The organism is Sphaerisporangium sp. NPDC005288 (genome assembly GCF_040607475.1).
In the GTDB taxonomy this organism is placed as follows: domain Bacteria; phylum Actinomycetota; class Actinomycetes; order Streptosporangiales; family Streptosporangiaceae; genus Sphaerisporangium; species Sphaerisporangium rhizosphaerae.
On record NZ_JBEXGT010000005.1, the window covers coordinates 102598 to 120389 of the forward strand.

Annotated in this window: 16 protein-coding genes; 11 read left to right on the plus strand and 5 right to left on the minus strand. The window is 70.7% G+C overall.

Annotated elements, in window-relative coordinates:
* Positions 1–48 precede the first annotated feature (48 nt).
* Entirely contained in the window at positions 49–2130 is a 2082-nt protein-coding gene (locus ABZU32_RS07000; protein WP_354918259.1) for a PQQ-dependent sugar dehydrogenase, read from the plus strand.
* 1041 nt (positions 2131–3171) lie between these two features.
* Positions 3172–3726: a DUF664 domain-containing protein gene (locus tag ABZU32_RS07005; protein WP_354918262.1), complete on the plus strand. Its 555-nt coding sequence runs from the start codon at positions 3172–3174 to the stop codon at positions 3724–3726.
* 279 nt (positions 3727–4005) lie between these two features.
* On the opposite strand, the gene ABZU32_RS07010 is transcribed toward ABZU32_RS07005, so the two are convergent.
* A complete protein-coding gene (locus ABZU32_RS07010; RefSeq protein WP_354918265.1) occupies positions 4006–4884 on the minus strand; it encodes an aldo/keto reductase in 879 nt (292 codons plus the stop codon).
* Between the two features lie 101 nt (positions 4885–4985).
* Here ABZU32_RS07010 and ABZU32_RS07015 point away from each other — a divergent pair, with 101 nt between their 5' ends.
* A complete protein-coding gene (locus ABZU32_RS07015) occupies positions 4986–5591 on the plus strand; it encodes a helix-turn-helix domain-containing protein (protein ID WP_354918267.1) in 606 nt (201 codons plus the stop codon).
* Between the two features lie 265 nt (positions 5592–5856).
* A complete protein-coding gene (locus ABZU32_RS07020; protein ID WP_354918270.1) occupies positions 5857–6549 on the plus strand; it encodes an excalibur calcium-binding domain-containing protein in 693 nt (230 codons plus the stop codon).
* A gap of 68 nt (positions 6550–6617) precedes the next feature.
* Here the strand turns inward: ABZU32_RS07020 and ABZU32_RS07025 are convergent, their stop codons facing one another.
* Together ABZU32_RS07025 and ABZU32_RS07030 are read right to left on the minus strand one after the other, a co-directional pair.
* Positions 6618–7298, minus strand: a complete 681-nt coding sequence (locus ABZU32_RS07025) for a class I SAM-dependent methyltransferase (RefSeq protein ID WP_354918273.1) — start codon at positions 7296–7298, stop codon at positions 6618–6620.
* A gap of 134 nt (positions 7299–7432) precedes the next feature.
* Positions 7433–8110, minus strand: coding sequence for a hypothetical protein (locus ABZU32_RS07030; RefSeq protein ID WP_354918276.1), 678 nt, complete (start codon positions 8108–8110; stop codon positions 7433–7435).
* A gap of 174 nt (positions 8111–8284) precedes the next feature.
* On the opposite strand from ABZU32_RS07030, the gene ABZU32_RS07035 reads away from it, so the two are divergent.
* The 3 genes from ABZU32_RS07035 to ABZU32_RS07045 all read left to right on the plus strand — a co-directional run bounded on the left by ABZU32_RS07035 (position 8285) and on the right by ABZU32_RS07045 (position 12529).
* Entirely contained in the window at positions 8285–9496 is a 1212-nt protein-coding gene (locus ABZU32_RS07035; protein WP_354918278.1) for a HupE/UreJ family protein, read from the plus strand.
* A gap of 172 nt (positions 9497–9668) precedes the next feature.
* Entirely contained in the window at positions 9669–11249 is a 1581-nt protein-coding gene (locus ABZU32_RS07040) for a metallophosphoesterase family protein (protein WP_354918281.1), read from the plus strand.
* 236 nt (positions 11250–11485) lie between these two features.
* Positions 11486–12529, plus strand: a complete 1044-nt coding sequence (locus ABZU32_RS07045; protein ID WP_354918284.1) for a DUF916 domain-containing protein — start codon at positions 11486–11488, stop codon at positions 12527–12529.
* Here the strand turns inward: ABZU32_RS07045 and ABZU32_RS07050 are convergent.
* Both ABZU32_RS07050 and ABZU32_RS07055 read right to left on the minus strand, forming a co-directional pair.
* Positions 12482–13078 carry a dihydrofolate reductase family protein gene (locus ABZU32_RS07050; RefSeq protein ID WP_354918287.1) on the minus strand — a complete coding sequence of 199 codons (597 nt, stop codon included), beginning with the start codon at positions 13076–13078 and terminating at the stop codon, positions 12482–12484. The genes ABZU32_RS07045 and ABZU32_RS07050 overlap by 48 nt on opposite strands.
* Before the next feature lie 35 nt (positions 13079–13113).
* The gene (locus ABZU32_RS07055) at positions 13114–13773 is read right to left on the minus strand and encodes a winged helix-turn-helix transcriptional regulator (protein WP_354918290.1); all 660 of its coding nucleotides are present in this window, start codon (positions 13771–13773) and stop codon (positions 13114–13116) included.
* Between the two features lie 249 nt (positions 13774–14022).
* Between ABZU32_RS07055 and ABZU32_RS07060 the strand changes: the two genes are divergently transcribed.
* The 4 genes from ABZU32_RS07060 to ABZU32_RS07075 all read left to right on the plus strand — a co-directional run bounded on the left by ABZU32_RS07060 (position 14023) and on the right by ABZU32_RS07075 (position 17775).
* Positions 14023–14484, plus strand: a complete 462-nt coding sequence (locus tag ABZU32_RS07060) for an SgcJ/EcaC family oxidoreductase (protein WP_354918293.1) — start codon at positions 14023–14025, stop codon at positions 14482–14484.
* Between the two features lie 239 nt (positions 14485–14723).
* The gene (locus ABZU32_RS07065; protein ID WP_354842726.1) at positions 14724–16001 is read left to right on the plus strand and encodes a serine hydrolase domain-containing protein; all 1278 of its coding nucleotides are present in this window, start codon (positions 14724–14726) and stop codon (positions 15999–16001) included.
* Positions 16002–16114: 113 nt separating this feature from the next.
* Positions 16115–16492, plus strand: coding sequence for a YciI family protein (locus ABZU32_RS07070; protein WP_354842723.1), 378 nt, complete (start codon positions 16115–16117; stop codon positions 16490–16492).
* Complete coding sequence (locus ABZU32_RS07075) at positions 16489–17775, plus strand: DUF6596 domain-containing protein (RefSeq protein ID WP_354918296.1); 1287 nt, start codon at positions 16489–16491, stop codon at positions 17773–17775. The genes ABZU32_RS07070 and ABZU32_RS07075 overlap by 4 nt, the downstream gene beginning before the upstream one ends.
* The last annotated feature ends 17 nt before the right edge of the window (positions 17776–17792 follow it).

Here is a 17792-nt window from a genome sequence, read left to right on the forward strand (position 1 = left end):
TCCCCTGGCACCCCCACCCTCGAACGACCCCGGTAAGGACTGATACGAATGTTCGCCTTAACCACCCGCGGACGGCCGTGGCCGCGCGCTCTGGCCGCCTTCGTGGCCGCGCTCGCCTCGGTGGCCGCCATGATCGTGGCGAGCTCGACGCCCGCGTCGGCGGCCACCTCGACCGTGGTCGGCGTGGCGTCCGGCCGCTGCCTGACCGTGGCCGGCAACTCCACGACGCCAGGCGCCCGCGTCACCATCTACGACTGCAACGGGCAGGCGAGCCAGACGTGGACCTCCACCACGGCGGGAGAGCTCCGGGTGTACAGCTCCCCGAGGTGCCTGGACGTGGTCGGCCAGGACACCACGCCCCCGGCCACGCTGCAGATCTCCACCTGCACCGGGGCGGCCAGCCAGAAGTGGCGGATCAACTCCGACGGCAGCATCGTCGGCGTGCAGTCCGGCATGTGCCTGGACGTGAGCGGAGGCCGGACCACCAACAACACCCCGGTGCAGTTGTGGACGTGTAACGGGCAGAGCAACCAGAAGTGGACGACGTCCACCGGAAGCGCCGACACCCAGCCTCCGACGGTGCCGGGCAACCCGCGGGTGAGCGGCCTGGTGTGCGACTCGGTCACGTTCGCGTGGAGCGCCTCCACCGACAACGTCGGAGTGGCGTTCTACGACGTCTACCACGACGGCCAGCTGATGAAGTCGGTGAGCGGGACCACCCTGTCCACTTCCCTCACCGTGGTCCCCGGTTCGACGTGGGGTCTGTACGTCAACGCGCGCGACGCGGCGGGCAACGTCTCCCAGGCGAGCGCGACGGTCACGATCACGCCACCGCAGTGCCAGTCCGACACCCAGGCGCCCACCGCCCCGAGCCAGCTCACCGGCTCCGCGTCCGGCACCACGGTGACGTTGCAGTGGACCGCGGCCACCGACAACGTCGGGGTCCGCGCCTACCTCGTCTACCGCGGCGGTGCGCTGGTGGGCACGGTCACCGGCAACCCGCCGGCCACCACCTTCGTCGACAGCGGGCTGTCGGCGAACACGAGCTACCAGTACTACGTGGTGGCCCGCGACGCGCAGTCCAACGTCTCGTCACGCAGCAACACCGCGACCGTGACCACCGGCGGGGGGTGCGCCGACTCGGTGTGCGGGGTGACGCAGATCGCGACCGAGACCGACCTCCCGTGGGGTCTGCTCACGCTGCCCGACGGCACGATCCTCTACAGCCGCAGGGACGTCCACGACATCATCCACCTCGACCCGGCCACCGGGGCGAAGACCAACATCGGCACGGTGCCGAACGTCGACGACACCGACGGCGAGGGCGGCCTCATGGGGCTGGCCATCGCCCCCACCTTCGCCAGCGACCACTGGCTGTACATGATGCACACGACGTCGACCGACAACCGGATCGTCCGCATCAAGCTGGAGAACGACCAGCTCACCCTCAGTTCTGAGCAGATCCTGCTCACCGGGATCCTGCGCAACAAGTACCACAACGGCGGCCGCCTGCGGTTCGGCCCGGACGGCAAGCTGTACGCCAGCACCGGCGACGCCCAGAACGGCGACAACGCGCAGAACCTGAACGGCCTCAACGGCAAGGTCCTGCGGCTCAACCCGGACGGCACCGTGCCGTCGGACAACCCGTTCGGCACCTACGTGTGGAGCTACGGGCACCGCAACCCGCAGGGGCTGGCGTTCGACTCGCAGGGCCGGCTGTGGGAGCAGGAGTTCGGCAACTCCATCATGGACGAGACCAACCTGATCACCAAGGGCGGCAACTACGGCTGGCCGGCGTGTGAGGGGACGACGGGCACCTGCGGCACCGCCGGGTACATCGCGCCCAAGCGCACCTACCCCGTGGCGGAGGGCTCCTGCTCCGGCATCGCCATCGTGAGCGACGTGATCTACATCGCCTGCGAGCGCGCCACCCGGCTGTACCGCGTGCCGATCAGCGGGAGCAGCCTGCCCAGCGCGCAGGTGTTCTTCAACGGCACCTACGGCCGGCTGCGCACTGTGGAGCCCGCTCCCGACGGCGGCCTGTGGCTGACCACCAGCACCCAGGGCGACAAGGACGGCATCCCGAACAACGGAAACGAGAAGATCTTCCACGTCACGCTCGGCTCCTAGCCGGCACGACGGCGCGGCCGGTGGTCTTCGCGGACACGCGGACCACCGGCCGTCCGGCCGTCCGGGCGCGGCCAGGTCCGCCGCGGCGGCCGGTGCCGGGCACAAGGGGCGCCGCCACGAGCTCAGGAGCCGCCGAGCGGAGAGTCGTAACGAGCCGACTCCTTCGCGAGCTGCTATCGGATCGCTGCCGTCAGGTGAGCCGGGTGACAGCAGTACTGACAGCAACGCCCCCGCACACAGACAGACTCCAGCGACCACCTACTACCTTCGGACCACAGCTTCTGTCATCCGTGCAGGGTGGTTGTTCCGCCTGAAAGCGGGCGGCCGGGATCTCTCACCCCATTGACGGACCGCACTGTGGGTAGATGGAATCCACCCATCGCAAGATGCTCGTAACCACGCCCCGAACCGGTTTCCCAACGACACGGGCGGGGCCGCTGGCCGGTGCAGCGCGCATTGGGTAGCAGGGGCATGCGGCGGAGTCGGTAATCATGACGTGCTACTAGAAGATAGGAATGGCTTGTCCGCACATTAGGAAACGGACCTCGGTACCCGGGGTCGCCGGGATTACGAGGCCCGTTTCTGGCGCAGCAGATGAGATGCATGTTGTTCTTGGGCGACAATATGCCTTGGACTAGTTCGAGAACTTGTCCAACGAGCATAAAGATCCAAGGAAGGATTTGACACTAGTGGGCGTGCGTGGCCTTCGGGCTCGCCACCCAAGGGTCGTCACTCTCGGACTTGTCCGTAGGCCCGCTACTCCCGAACTTGGAACGCCTTGTCATTGAAGGCCCATCTAAGAGTCGTCACTCTCCGGCGTGCCATCCGCTGACTCCATGTTTCTCATCTTCTCCGCCTCCGGGCAATAATTCCGGAGACGCTGTTTCATCGGGCGTGATGCCCTCAGACGGTTGACAGAATTCTGCCTCAAAGCGGAGAAGTCCAATAGTGATCAAGGTCAAGGCGGTGGAGGAGCCGGGCGGGATGTCGCGAAGGGCCATGTCGAGCCGCTTCCGGCTCACCTGTGCCAGGGTTGCGGTTATGACCGATACTCCGTGGGAACCGCCGTTGGCCGGTGATGAGGTCGTGCACCTGGTCGGTGCGCTCGAGCGACTGCGCACCACCTTCCGCTGGAAGGCCGACGGCCTTGACGAGGACGGGCTGCGGACCCGCGTCGGCGCCTCCACGCTCACCCTCGGCCGCCTCCTCAAGCACCTGGCCGTGGTGGAAGACCACATGTTCAACGTCAAGTTCCAGGGCAAGTCGATCGGTTCACCGTGGGAGGAGCACTGGGAAGGCGGCGATGACTGGCAGTTCACCTCCGCCGACACCGACGGCCCCGAGCATCTGTACCGGCTGTGGGACGACGCCGTCGCCCGTTCGCGCGCAACGCTGGAGGCCGCGCTGGCCGGCGGTGGCCTCGACCAGTTCGCTCACATCTCCACTCCGGGTGGGGAGCACGCCAGCCTGCGCCGGCTGGTCTGCGACCTGATCGAGGAGTACGGCAGGCATACCGGCCACGCCGACCTTCTCCGCGAGGCGGTCGACGGCCGGGTCGGCGAGGACCCTCCTCCCGGCTGGCGCCCGGTGAGTTGAGCATCGGTCACGCCGGCTTGTCGGCGGCTCTGGGAGGTGTTCACGCCGGGTCGGGGGAAGAAGGCCCAGGCGGGAGGCGAACCATCGGGTAGGGCGTGGCGTAGGGCTTCGGGGCCGTGCGCCTCGACGGCCCGGGCGCACAGCGCATCCGATCAGCATCGGGATCGGCGGCACGGCGACCATCGGTTCCGTCTTCCGTGACTGCTTCGCCCACACGAGGAGCCGCCCTGCGCCGCCACCTCTTGGGGGCGCTTCCTCGAGCCGCTCCCGGGTTGCCGGTTATGTGGGCGTGTTCTGGGACAGGGCGTTGAAGGCCGTCGTCGCTTGCTGGTCCAGGTGGATCCGGGTGACCGCGACGTTGTCGGCCAGGTGGGCGAGGTTGCGGGTGCCGGGGATCAGCAGCGTGGCCGGGCTGTGGCCGAGCAGCCAGGCCAAGCCGGCCTGAGCAGGGGTGATGCCGAGGCGTCCGGCGTGCGCGATGACGACGGGGTCGTCGGTGACGCTGGGCAGCCGGTCGAAGGCCGATCCGAGCGGGAAGTACGGCACCCAGGCGATCCCTTGCTCGGCGCACTCGGTCAGCATGTCCTCGTGGTCGCGGGTGAGGACGTTGTACAGGTTCTGCACGCAGACGATGCCGGCCGGAAGGGCCTGCCGCAGCTGCGCGAGGTCGACGTGGCTCAGGCCGATGCCGCCGATCTTGCCCTCGTCGCGCAGGGCGATGAGCTCGGCGAGCTGGCTGTCCAGGTCGACCAGTTGGTCGCCGCTGGCGATGATGCCCGGTGGCACGTCGGCCCGGCGCAGGTTGACCACCGCGAGGCGCTCGGTGCCGAGGGTGCGCAGGTTGTCCTCGACCGACGCCCGTAGTTCCGCCGGCTTCTGGGCGGTGACCAGCCGCCCGGTCGGATGCGTCACCGCGCCGACCTTGGTGACGATCTGCAGGTCGTCGGCGTACGGATGCAGAGCGGTCCTGATGAGGTCGTTGGCCGTGCCGTAGAACTGGGCCGTGTCGAGGTGGTCGACGCCGAGTTCGATCGCCCGGCGCAGAACCTTGACGGCTTCCGCGGGGTCGCCGTGTTCGAGCTGCATGGCGCCGAAGCCGGCCCGCAGGACATCGTGATCGCCCAGCTTCCCGTACGCGTACGCATGCGTCATGGTCATGATCGTGGACCTCCGGATACGATGACCGTAAGCGGAACCGATTCCGCTCAGTTCGGTCTGACCCTAGCAGAAGCGGAATCGATTCCGCTTGTGAGGTTGAGGTGATCGCGGTTTCCGAGTCCGAGCGACGCCCCGGCGCCCGCAGGGACGCCCAGCGCAACCGCCAGCGCATCATCGACGCGGCCACCCGCGCCCTCACCGCCGGCCCAGAGCCCGTCAAGATCGAGGCCATCGCCCGCGAGGCGGGGGTCGGCGTCGGCACGCTCTACCGCAACTTCCCCTCCCGCGACGCCCTGGTCGAGGAGGTGTACCGCAGCGAACTCGCCCGCCTGTGCGCCATGGCCGCGCGACTGGTGAGCGACCTCCCGCCGGCCGACGCCATGCGCGAGTGGATGCGCCGCTACCAGGACTTCGTCGCCACCAAACACGGCATGGCCGAAGCCCTGCGCGCGGTGATCGCCAGTGGTGCGATCAGCTCCGGGCAAACCCGCGAGCACCTCGAGGTCGCCATCGCCACCATCCTCGACGCCGGCCGGGCCGACGGCAGCCTGCGTGCCGACGTCCGACCGGCCGACGTCTCCGCCAGCATGGCCGGCATCATGCTGACCGCCGCCGACGTCGCCCAGGCCACCCGGATGCTGCAACTCCTCGTCGACGGCCTGCTCGCCCGGGATGTCGATGGCCTGCTCGCCCGCGATCGTTCCTGAAGGAGTCGCCACGCGGCCCGCCTTCGCCTCTCTGGCCGGCCGTACATCCCCGCCGCCGGTACTACCGTCGCGGGCGCCTGGGTGACAGGGCTGGAGCGACGCCCTGGCCGCCCTTAACGATCCCGCATGGCCGGCTCTGGCGGGGTTTCCGGACTCGCGGGGCAGGGGTGCGACGAAGTGGCGTGTCCGGATCGGGACACGCGGACAACCGGGGCTCTTCGTGCCCCGTCTCTCCTGAGTCACTTCACTCACACAAGGAGCCATCTTGCGCGCCCGCCTCTTACTCGCCGGGGCCCTGGTGTCCGGCGGCCTGGTCGTCCCCTCTCTGCCCGCCGCCGCTGCCGCCGCGCCGCGCGGGGCCCTGGCCGCCAAGGTGAAGGCGGTGGTCGACGGCGACACCGTGGACGTGGTCTACAAGGGCAGGACACTGCGGGTGCGCCTGCTGGACGTCAACGCGCCCAACAAGGGTCAGTGCTGGGCGGCGGCCGCGACCGCGCACACCGCGGCCCTGCTCGCCCCGAGGACGACCGTCCGCCTGCTCAAGGACAAGACGGCGCGCGACTCCGCCGGCCGGTACCTGTTCTACGCGTGGAACACCGCGGGGACGTTCGTGAACCGCAACCTGGTCCGCTACGGGTACGCCAAGGCGGGCCAGATGGGGGCCAACGCCAGGTACATCAAGCCGTTGCGCGAGGACCAGGCCGCGGCCAGGGCCGCCCGCCTGCGCATCTGGTCGGGCCGGTGCGACGGCGGCCCGCAGGCCACCCCCAAGCCCAGCCCCAAACCCACCCCCAAGCCCACCTCCGAGCCGCCGCCCCCGCCGTCCGGGAACGACCCGCGCTTCAAAACTTGCGCCGAGGCCAACCGCAACGGCTACGGCCCGTACTACCGCGACAAGGACCCGGAGTACCACTGGTACCAGGACCGCGACGGCGACGGCATCGTCTGCGAACGCTGACACATGCTCGAGCGCGCCTTCCCGAGACTCGGCACGATGGCCAGGGTGGGAGACGCAGGCTTGTGACCTCAGGGGGCGGCCGCGTGCGGCCGTTCAGGGCCTGAGCTGGACGCGCGCCGCGCGAAGAGGATCGCGCCCGGGACCTCCTGGTCGAGGTCGAGGAGCATCTGCGTCCGCACCGTGAACCCGGCCTCGCCCAGCCACCGCGCGACGAGGTCGGGCCGGCGGCGGTGCACGTGGACGTTCATCGGGTGGCCGCCGTAGCCATGTGTCTTCAGCCGCGTCCCGTCGCCGACGTGGAAGCCGAGCATCAGCGGCCCGCCGGGACGCACCACCCGTCGGAAGTGCCGGAGAACCGGGGGGACCGCGTCGTCGGGGACGTGGATCAGCGACCAGAACGCGAGCAGGCCGGTGACCGCGGCGTCGGGCAGGTCGAGATCGGTCATCGAGCCCACCTCGAACCGCAGGCCGGGGTGGTCGCGCCGGGCCACTTCGATCATCCCGGGTGAGAGGTCGATGCCGAAGGCGTCGACGCCCAGCTCGTTCAGGTGGGCGGTGATGTGACCCGGTCCGCAGCCCACGTCCGCCACCGGCCCGCCTCCGGCGGTGTCGACCAGGTCGGCGAACGCCGCCAGACAGGCGCGCAGGTACGGTTCACCGGCCAGATGGTCGCGGATGTGGTCGGCGTAGCCGACCGCGACCGTGTCGTAGGAAGCGCGGGTGTCCGCCAGCCGGCCGTCCCCGTTCATGGTCCGACACGGTAGTGCAGATCTGGCGAACAGCCGGATGTCCGTCATGTCGACGCGGACGGCGACGGGCTCCTCGCCGATCGCGTGAGGGCCAGGGGCGGGTCGGTCAGGTTCACCGGCCACCCCGGCGATGGTCAGTCGAGCCAGATGACGATGCCGGTCAGGCCGTTGAGGACGGCGGCGACGCCGGCGCGCAGGGCGCGGGCGGCGCGGTCGGGGGTGAAGGTGGCGGGGTCGTACTCCGAGGACATGCCGAGTCCTTCGCCGCGGAAGGACGCGCCGGTCCAGTCGGCGGCGGTGACGTTGGCGGTGGGCTCGGCGAGTTCGGCGCCGATCACGAGGAACCGCTGGTCGAGGTGGTTGGGGGTGACCATGGCCAGCGGGTCGACCAGGTCGTTGCCGGCGCTGACGACCAGGTCGGGCTTCAGGCGGATCGCCTCGCTGATGCGGGCGATGTACTGGTCGGGCCGGGTGGCCGTGACGGTCTTGAGGCTGACGCTCTCCTGCTCGGCCCACTGCGTCACGGCGTTCACCAGCGTCCTGGTCTGGGGGTCGGTCCCCGCGGTGAGCAGCACCACTCGGTAACCCTCCGACGGACGGGTGCCGTCCCACGAGCCGGGGCGCGGGGTGATCGTCGCCTCCGGGGCGGGCGGTGCGGACCGGTCGAAGAATCCGGGGCCGAGGGTGCCCATCGCGCTCGGCCTGGCGTGCGGCCGGGACCAGTCGTCCTCGGAGCCGCATCCGCCGGCCAGCAGGGCGGCGGTCGCGACCGCCACGGCCAGCATTCCGGCGGGCAGACGTCGAGAGCGCATGGGGGTCGTCCTTCGGGCGTGACGGGAGGTGCGTCTACTTCCTACCTCATTGAGAGCCCTCATCCACTATGGGCGATATTTCGGTAAGACGTGGTTCTTGACCCGTTTCCAGGTGCGCCGCCACTCGTTCATGTCGGCCGAGCAGATTGCGTTCGCCAACCGAAAAGGAGTCACATGTTCCGCGCCACCCGGCGTCGTGCCTGTGCCGTCGTCGCCGCGGTGATCGTGGCCGTCCTGCTCAGCGCCGTACCCGCTCTCGCCCATGGATTCAGCTCTACCGTCTACGTCGACCTCACCTCGCCCGGCACCGGGCACGTCCGCGCCCGGCTCGGGCTGGAGTACGACCTGCTCGTCGTCTCCGCCGCCGACGCGCAGAAGGATGATCCGCTCTTCCGGGCGGGGACCGCGGCGTTCGAGGCCGGCGACGCGGCGCGGCAGGGCGCCGCGCTCGACGCCCATGCCGCCTCCGTGCTCGCGTACGTGACCGGGCGCTTCGGCGTCACGGCCGAGGGCGAGGCGTGCGCCCCGTCCCAGGACGGCGGGTACACGATCGAGCAACGCGAGGGCGTCCCGTACGCGGTGCTGGTGCTCGACTACCGATGCCCGGAGGCGGCCGAGTCGCACGAGGTGCGCAGCGGGCTGTTCCCGGACTCCGAGAGCTACGTGCGCGACAGCAAGACGGTGGTCACCTACGGCCTGGACCTGACGTCGGGGAGCGCCGCGCTCGATTCCAGGCATCCGTCGTTCTCCACGCACCAGTCATGGGCCGAGCGCTTCTGGGAGTTCTTCCGGCTCGGAGCCGAGCACCTGCTCACGGGGCTGGACCACATCCTGTTCCTGCTCGCGCTCATCGCGGGGTCGCGCCGCCTGCGCGAGATCGTGCTCGCGGCGACGACCTTCACCCTCGCCCACTCCGTGACCTTCATCCTGGCCGCCCTCGGCCTGGTGCGGCTGCCGGCGTCGTTCGTCGAGCCCGTCATCGCGCTGTCGATCGCGGTCGTCGCGGGCTGGCATCTGTGGCGGATCTGGCGGCGCCGGTCACACGCCACCGACCTCGTGCCCACCGGGCGCGGTCACTTCGGGTTGGACACCGCGGGCTGGACGCGCCTGGCGGTGGTCTTCTGCTTCGGCCTGGTGCACGGGCTGGGCTTCGCCGCGGCGCTGGGTATCGACCAGGCCTTCTCGTGGACGCTCCTGTGGTCGCTGCTGGTGTTCAACGTGGGCATCGAGGTCGTCCAGCTGGCGATCATCATCGCCGTCTTCCCGCTGCTCGCGCTGCTGCGCCGCCGCCGTCCGGTCGCGGGTCTGTGGACGACGGGAGCGGTCGCGGCGGGCGTGTCGGTGATGGGCCTGGTGTGGTTCGCGCAGCGTGTTCTCGGCATCTGAGATCGCATGCGTGTTCTCGGCATCTGAGATCGCATGCGCGATCTCGGCATCTGAGATCGCATCACAACTTCCGGCGCGCGCAACAGTACGCCTGTCTCATGTTCACCTTGAGGACACCGACGTCGGAAACCGTGACAAAGCTCCAAAACACCCTCAAATGGACGGAAACCTGATGAAGCTCGAAAACCGGGCACAGGGCCCCGGGGTCGTCCGGCGCCGGCTCGCCCTCGGCGCCACGGCGGCGGTCATGGGCGTCAGCGCGGTGCTGGGCGGTGGCCTGACGGCCGCGGTCCACGCCACCGCCGGCGCGACGACCACCGGAATCATCCTCGGCGTGGGCGCCGACGAGTCGCAGCGCGTCGTGTCCTGGTACTCCTCGGCCGGCACCGCGCAGGTGGTCCAGGTCGCGCCGACCAAGCAGGTGCGCCACGGCGAGTTCCCCAAGCACACCACCACCTTCCCGGCGACGGTCACCGCGAACGTCGTCAACGGCGGCTACAACGCGCACGCCACGATCGACGGCCTGAAGAAGAACACCGCCTACTCCTACCGCGTGGGCACCGAGGGCAACTGGTCCCCGGCCTACTCGTTCAAGACGCGCGACTTCAAGGGCGACTTCGACTTCCTGTTCTTCGGCGACCCGCAGATCGGCTCGTCCGGCGACACCGCCAAGGACGGCGCCGGCTGGGCGGACACCGTGAACGTCGCCCTCGCCGCCAACCCCAGGTCCGAGCTGCTTGTCTCCGGCGGCGACCAGGTCGAGAGCGCCAACACCGAGACGCAGTGGGACGCCTTCCTCGCGCCCGACAAGCTGCGCCAGTACCCGTGGGCCGCCACCATCGGCAACCACGACGTGGGCGGCAAGGCCTACGAGCAGCACTTCTGGACGCCCAACACCGACCGTTCGGCGCCGTACTACAACGGCGACGCGGCCACCCGGTCCGGCGGTGACTACTGGTACGTCTACAAGGGCGTGCTGTTCATCGACCTCAACAGCAACGCCTACGCCGCGGGCTCCGACGCCGCGCACATCAGCTACGTCTCCAAGGTCGTCAAGGAGCACGGCGGCGAGGCCAAGTACACGGTGCTCGTGTACCACCACTCGATCTACTCCCCGGCCAGCCACGCCAACGACGCCGACAACCAGCTGCGTCGCCAGGACTTCCCGACCGCCTTCTCCAACCTGGGCGTCGACCTGGTCCTGCAGGGCCACGACCACAGCTACTCGCGCAGCTACGTGATCAAGAACGGCCAGAAGGCGAACAAGGCCGAGCAGCCGGGCGCCGCCGAGGTGGCGCAGGGTCCGGGCGGGGTCATCTACGTGACGGCGAACTCCGCTTCGGGTTCCAAGTACTACGACCTCACCGCTCCGAACACCACCAAGGACCCGAACTACGGCCCCGACCCGCTCAACCCCAAGAGCCACTGGGCCAACTCGGTCGAGAACCAGGAGCACGTCCGCACCTACGTCAAGGTGCAGGTCCGCGGCGACCGGCTGGTCGTCGAGAACCTGCGCAGCGGCACCTGCGCCGCCCCCAACGCCGCGGTCGAGCTGGGCCAGGAGTCCTGGTGCGGCCCGAACAGCGGCGCGGGCCCCGCGCAGCCGGTCGGCTCCGCCGTCGACAAGGTGGTCATCCGCCCCTACAGCGACGACCACCACGACAACGGCCACGGTGACGACCACGGCAACGGCCACGGTGGCAAGGGCGAGGACCACAAGCCCGCCGCGACCGAGGCCGCCTGGCTGAAGTAACCGGCCGGGAGCGATGCCGGGGACGCTCACGCTGAACCGGCCCGCCCCCGTTCCCCCTGGTGGGGCGGGCGTCTTCGGGCGCCCGTCCCACCGCACGCGTGCCACCCGCCGTGGGGTGAGCGTCCGGACGCCCGCTCCGCCGCACGCGTTCCACCCGCCGTGGGCTGGGCGGCCTCGGGGGCCCGCCCCGCCGCACGCGTTCCACCCGCCGTTCCCGACCGTTCGAGGATCACCAGATGCGCCCGCCCAGATCGCGTACGACCCCAGCCCTCGCCCAGGCCACCGTCGTGGTGCTGCTCGCCGCGCTCGGCCTGCTCGGCACGGGGGCCGGACCCGCCGCGGCGGCGGACGGCGACGCCTCCTGGACGGTCGGCACGGCCGCCGGCGACTTCGGCTCCGGCCGGGAGAACTACCGTTACACCCTCGACCCGGGCGGCCGGCTCCAGGACGGCCTCGTGATCGTCAACCACGGCGCCACGCCGCTCCACCTCGCCGTGTACGCCGCCGACGCCTTCACCGCCGAAGGCGGCCGGCTCGACCTGGCCGCCAAGGACGCGACCTCGACGAAGGTGGGCGCGTGGGTCCACGCGGACCGGCCCGACGTGACGGTCACGCCTGGTGGGTCGGTCGAGGTGCCCTTCACGGTCGCCCTGCCGGACGACGCCGCCCCCGGCGAGTACATGGGCGGCATCGTCACCGCACCGGCCGGGGCCGGCGAGGGGGACGGGCGTCTCGGCATCCGCATCCGCCTGCGCGTCGGCGGCGCGCTCAAGCCGGGCCTGTCGGCGGAGGATCTGCGGGTGCGCTACTCGGGCACGCCCGATCCGTTCGGGCAGGGCGAGGCCACCGTCACCTACACGGTCCGCAACACCGGCAACGCCATCCTCGCCGCCCGGCAGGCGGTGTCCCTGTCAGGACCCTTCGGACGCTTCGGCGTCCGCGCCGGGCAGATCGGCGACTCGCCCCAGTTGCTCCCGGGCGACACCTGGAAGGTCTCGGTTCCGGTGCGCGGGGTGACCCCCGCGCTGCGCCTGACGGGGACGGTCGCCCTCACCCCGCTGCTCACCGACGCCGCCAACTCGGTCGCCCCGCTCGCCGTCGTCCAGACCACGGCCGACGCCTGGACCATCCCCTGGACGCTGCTCCTGCTCGTCCTCATCGTCGTGTGCGGCCTCACCGTCGCCGCTCTGGCCGTCCGCCGCCGGCGCCGGACGCGGCCCGCGCGGACCGGGTCAGCGACGGCGCTTCGCCCAGTGGACCAGCAGGATCCCGCAGGCTGACGGGAAGGCCTCGGCCAGCTCATAGGAGTCGTGGGCCATCGAGGCGTCGAAGATGCGGGGACCGTCGCCGGCGACGCCGGGGTTGACGGCGAGCAGCAGGTCGTCGACGAGGTCGTGGCGCAACAGCGCGCGGGCGAAGCCGGCGCCGCCGAAGCACACCAGGTCGCCGGCGGCGGCGGCCTTGGCCTGGCGCGTGGACTCGGCGAGCGGCCCGGTGACGACCGTGGTGTTCGGCCAGGCCGAGGCGGTGCCGTGCTCGGTGATGACGAACTTGGGCAGTTCCCCGATGCGGTGCGCGAACCGGTGGTCGGGGTCGCCGGGGTGCTGGTCGGCGGTTCGCTTCCAGTGGTCGAGGTACCCCTCGGAGACCATCGGCCGGCTCAGGACGATGCCGGAGACGGAGTCGAAGAGGTCGTTGAAGCGCTTCCTGAGGTCGGGGCTCCAGGGCCAGTCGGGACCCCAGTCCCACAGGTTCCAGGTGGAGCCGGGGACGTGGCTGTCGACGCATCCGTCGATGGAGGTCTGCATGTGGAGGATGAGGCGGCCCATGTCCGTCCGTTCTCTCTCGGTGTGCCAGGGGTGTCTCAGGCCGGCGGCGAGGCCGGCGCCTGGAGCAGGTCGGTCAGGTTGCGCGCCGCCCGCGGGTCGCCGTCGAGGTGAAGGTCGCCGGAGCGGACGGCGTCCGCCGGTGTGCGCCGGCCGGCGAGGACGGCGCGCAGGGTGTCGAGGTCGGTGGTGAGCGTCGCGTCCGGCCGCCCGGCGTCGCCGCGGCTGATCTCGATGGACCCCTCGTTGACCTCCACGGCGTAGGTCTCGGGGGCGACGCGCAGTTCGTAGGTGCCGCGCAGCTCGTCGGCGCGCGCGGCGTCGAAGCGGGCCTTGACGCCGAGCAGCAGGGAGTCGCGGCCGAGCTCGCGGTCGGGCGGGGAGGGCGCCCTGCTTCCCCAGCGTCCGAGCCCGAGGAGCACGGGTTCCAGCTCGCGGCCCCATTCGGTCAGCTCGTAGAGGTGCACACGGGCCGGCGCCCCGAGGTCGCGGCGCCGGACGACGCCGTGGTCGGTCAGGTCGGCCAGCCGCTGGGTCAGAACGTTCGGGCTCACGCCGGGCAGGCCGGCGAGCAGGTCGTTGAAGCGTTTGGGACCGAGGAGGAGGTCGCGCACCACCAGCAGTGCCCACCGGTCACCGATGACGTCGAGGCCGCGCGCCACGCCGCACGCATCTCCATAGCTCCGCCTGCCGCTCATGCCCGCCAGGCTAGCAGGTAACTCCTAAATTAGGACCTTCGCTTGTCTTTTAGGAGTTGGCTCCCGAGCGTCGGGGTCCATGAGCTGCACGAGAACCAGGCCTCGTCCGGGTTCACCGGGAAGGTGAAGGCGCGCCGGACCCCCGGAGTGCGTTCCATCCGCGGCCCCCTGTCCAAACCGGCGGGGGTGCCGCGTCGGTAGAGCGGAGCCGCCGCACGGCGGCCACGGATCTGCGGTGGAGGAACCAAGATGAGCGACGATCCGCACGCGAAGACGGAGACGGCCACGGCGGACGACGTCCTGGCGTCGCACCCCGATGAGCCCGAACTGCTCGCGGCCTTCGAGGCGACGATGGCGGCGTGGGCGGGCGGCGACGCGAGCGCGTTCGCCGACGGTTACGCCGAGGACGCCACGGTGGTGCTGCCCGGGGTGCACCTGAGCGGCAGGGCCGACATCCGGGCCCGTATGGGGGACGCGTTCGCCGGGCCGCTCAAGCACTCGCAGCGCATCCACCAGGTGCGCGGCATCCGTTCCCTCGGCCCCGCGGGCTCGCCCGGTGACCACGCCGTCATCGTCCTCACGCGAAGTGCCACCGTGTTCGCCGGTGAGGCCGAGCCTCCTGCCGACCGGTGGGAACTGGCGACCTGGACGCTCTCGCGGCGCGACGACCGCTGGCTCGTCGAGGCGTACCACAGCTCTCCCGCGGCCTGATCACCCCTCGGGTCCGCCCGTCACGGACCACTGCGGTGCGAGGAGAACCCCGCGCTCGCCGGCGTGCTCGGACCGGCCGGTCGTTGTCGCCTCGTCCCGCAGGCCGCCCTCATCCGCGAACCATCGAACAGGACCGCTACTCACGATCGAAAGGACGCGATGTGGTGTCACACCAGAGCCGCGTCGTGGCTCTTCATGTCGTCCGCCATGTCATCTGACCAGAGAACGGGGAACGATTCATGCTGACTCGCAGGGATTCGCTGCGTCTGCTCGCGGGGGCCGTCGTGGGAGCCGCCGCACTGCCCGCCCGGCAGGCGGCGGCCGCCGCGCTGCCCGCCCGCCCGGCCGTCGCGGCCGGCACTCCACCCACCTGGACGGTCACCGGCTCGAGTTCGCCGTCGTTACAGCCCTTCGACGACCTGCTGAGAAGCTTCATGGAGGCGCAGAGCATCTCCTACGCTTCGCTCGCGGTGGTGCGGCAGGGCAGGCTGGTGCTCGCGCGGGGATACAACTCCACGTCAGGCCCGGTCCTGGCCCAGCCGACGTCGTTGTTCCGCCTGGCCAGCGTGAGCAAGCCGGTCACGGCCACCGCGATCATGAAGCTCGTCCAGGACGGCAGGCTCAGCCTGTCGGCCAAGGTGGCGCCGATGCTCGGGCTCAGCACGGCCGCCGACTCCCGGCTCGGTGAGGTCACCGTGCTGCACCTGCTGCAGCACCTCGGCGGCTGGGACCGCTCGGTGTCGTTCGACCCGATGTACCGGTGGGACTTCGCCATCAGCGGCCAACTCCACGTGCCGCTGCCGGTGACGCAGGCGAACATCATGGACTACACCTCCAGGTACACGCTCGACTTCAAGCCCGGAGACAGGTACGCCTACTCCAACTACGGGTACATGCTGCTCGGCAAGGTCGTCGAGAAGGTCACCGGCCTGCCGTACGCGACCTACGTCCAGCAGAACGTGCTCGCCCCGGTGAAGATCACCCGCATGGTGCAGGGCCGCACGGCCCAGAACCTGCGACGGTCCTCGGAGCTCCCCTACTACTCGGAGATGGCTTCCGCGACGACCGTGCTGGACAACTCCGGGGCTCAGGTGCCGATGCCCTACGGGGGGTTCAACCTGGAGAACATGGCCGCGCACGGCGCCTGGCTCTCCTCGGCCGTCGACATGGCGAAGTTCACCACGATCTTCGACGCTCCCGGCCTGCTCACCTCGTCGTCGATCACGCAGGTGTTCGCCCCGCCCGCCATCGACTGGGACGGCTCGTACTACGGTATGGGCTGGTCCGTCCGCCCCGTCGGCGGCGCCCTGAACACCTGGCACGACGGGGCGTATCCCGGCACCTCCACCCTCATGGTCCGGCGGTACGACGGGCTGAGCTGGGTCGTGCTGTTCAATCGGTGGAACGACGCTCTGCAGCGGAACTACACCGATGACATCGACTACCCGTTGCACCAGGCGGCCGACGCGGTCACCTCCTGGCCGGCCACGAACCTGTTCCCGACCTACGGTCTGTGACCCTCGCCTGACCAGCCGTGGCGGGCGCCCCGGCGGGGACCGCCCCGTCGGGGGGCCCGCCTCGTTGTAGTGGTGACGGCGGCGAAAGCCGGTGAACGGAGTGAGGAGGCCGCATGCCGGACTACATGGTGTTGCTCTACGCGCCGGAGGACGAGGACCGGCAGGAGGAGAGGTTCGCGGAGATGCCGGTGTGGCTGGAGGTGACCGAGAGCCTCAGGAAGGCCGGGTTGCTCGTCGCGAACGCGCCGCTGCACCCGGTGGCCGCCGCGACGACCGTCCGCGTCCGTGACGGCGAGGTGGAGCTGACCGACGGTCCGTTCGCGGTGACCAAGGAGGTCCTGGCGGGCTACTACGTCCTCAGGTGCGCCGACCTGGACGAGGCGCTGCGCCATGCGGCGCGCATGCCGATCGCGCGCCACGGTTCGGTGGAGGTGCGTCCGATCATGACCACGGCCGAGATCCCGGCCCACGGTCCAGAACCGGCATCGTGAACACGACAGAACCGAGCCACCTGGAACCGGGGACGGGCGACCCGGCCGGGGCGGCGGTCGTGCGGGTGTTCCGCGATGACCGGGCGGCGGTGCTGGCCACCCTGATCAGGTACGCCGGCGACTTCCAGATCGCCGAGGACGCCGTGCAGGACGCGTTCGCCGCCGCGCTCGCCACGTGGCGGCGTGACGGGGTCCCGGCGAACCCGGCGGCGTGGATCACGGTGACGGCGCGGCGGCGGGCGATCGACCGGCTGCGCCGCGACCGGTCGGTGTCCGACCGCGCCGAGCGCCTGGCCGCGCTGCTGCGCCTGGACGAGCAGGAGCACCCCCCGATGGGCGAAGCGAGCCCGATCACCGACGACCGGCTGCGGCTGATCTTCACCTGCTGCCATCCGGCCCTGAACCTGGCGGCCCGTGTCGCGCTGACGCTGCGCACGCTCGGCGGCCTGACCACCGGCGAGATCGCCCGCGCGTTCCTGGTCGCGGAGCCGACCATGGGCAAGCGCATAGTCCGCGCCAAGCGCAAGATCGCCGACGCCGCCATCCCGTACCGGGTGCCCACCGGCGACGAACTACCCGGACGCGTGCGCGGGGTACTCCGGGTCGTGTACCTGATCTTCAACGAGGGCTACTCCGCCGGCGAGGGCGACCGCCTCGTGCGCGGAGAGCTGTGTGACGAGGCGATCCGGCTGGGACGGCTCGTGTGCGAGCTCATGCCCGGCGAGGCCGAGGCGTGGGGGCTGCTGGCGCTGATGCTCCTGCACGACGCGCGTCGCGCCGCGCGGGTCGACCGGCACGGCGGCTACGTGGCGCTGCCCCGGCAGGACCGGTCGTTGTGGAACCGGGACCGGATCGGCGAAGGGCTCCGCGCCCTGGAGCGCGCGGCCGGGTTCGCGCGTCCCGGCGAGTACCAGATCCAGGCGGCGATCAGCGCGCTGCACATCCAGGCCTCCGGCGAGGACACGACGGACTGGGCGCAGATCGCGCGGTTGTACGGCGCCCTCGGCAGGCTCACTCCCTCTCCGGTCATCGAGGTCAACCACGCGACCGCGGTCGGGTTCGCCTTCGGGGCCGCGGCGGGCCTGGCGTTGCTCGGGCCTTTGCTGGACGAACCCGCCCTCGCGCAGTACCAGCCGTTGCACGCCGCGCACGCCGAGCTGCTCAGGCAGGCCGGTGACCGGACGGGCGCCGCGCGCGCGTACGAGCGGGCGATCGAGCTGTCCGGCAACGCCGTGGAACGGGCCGAACTCGAACGGCGCAGGATGACACTGACGTCGGGCTGAGGGACGGGGGTCCGGGG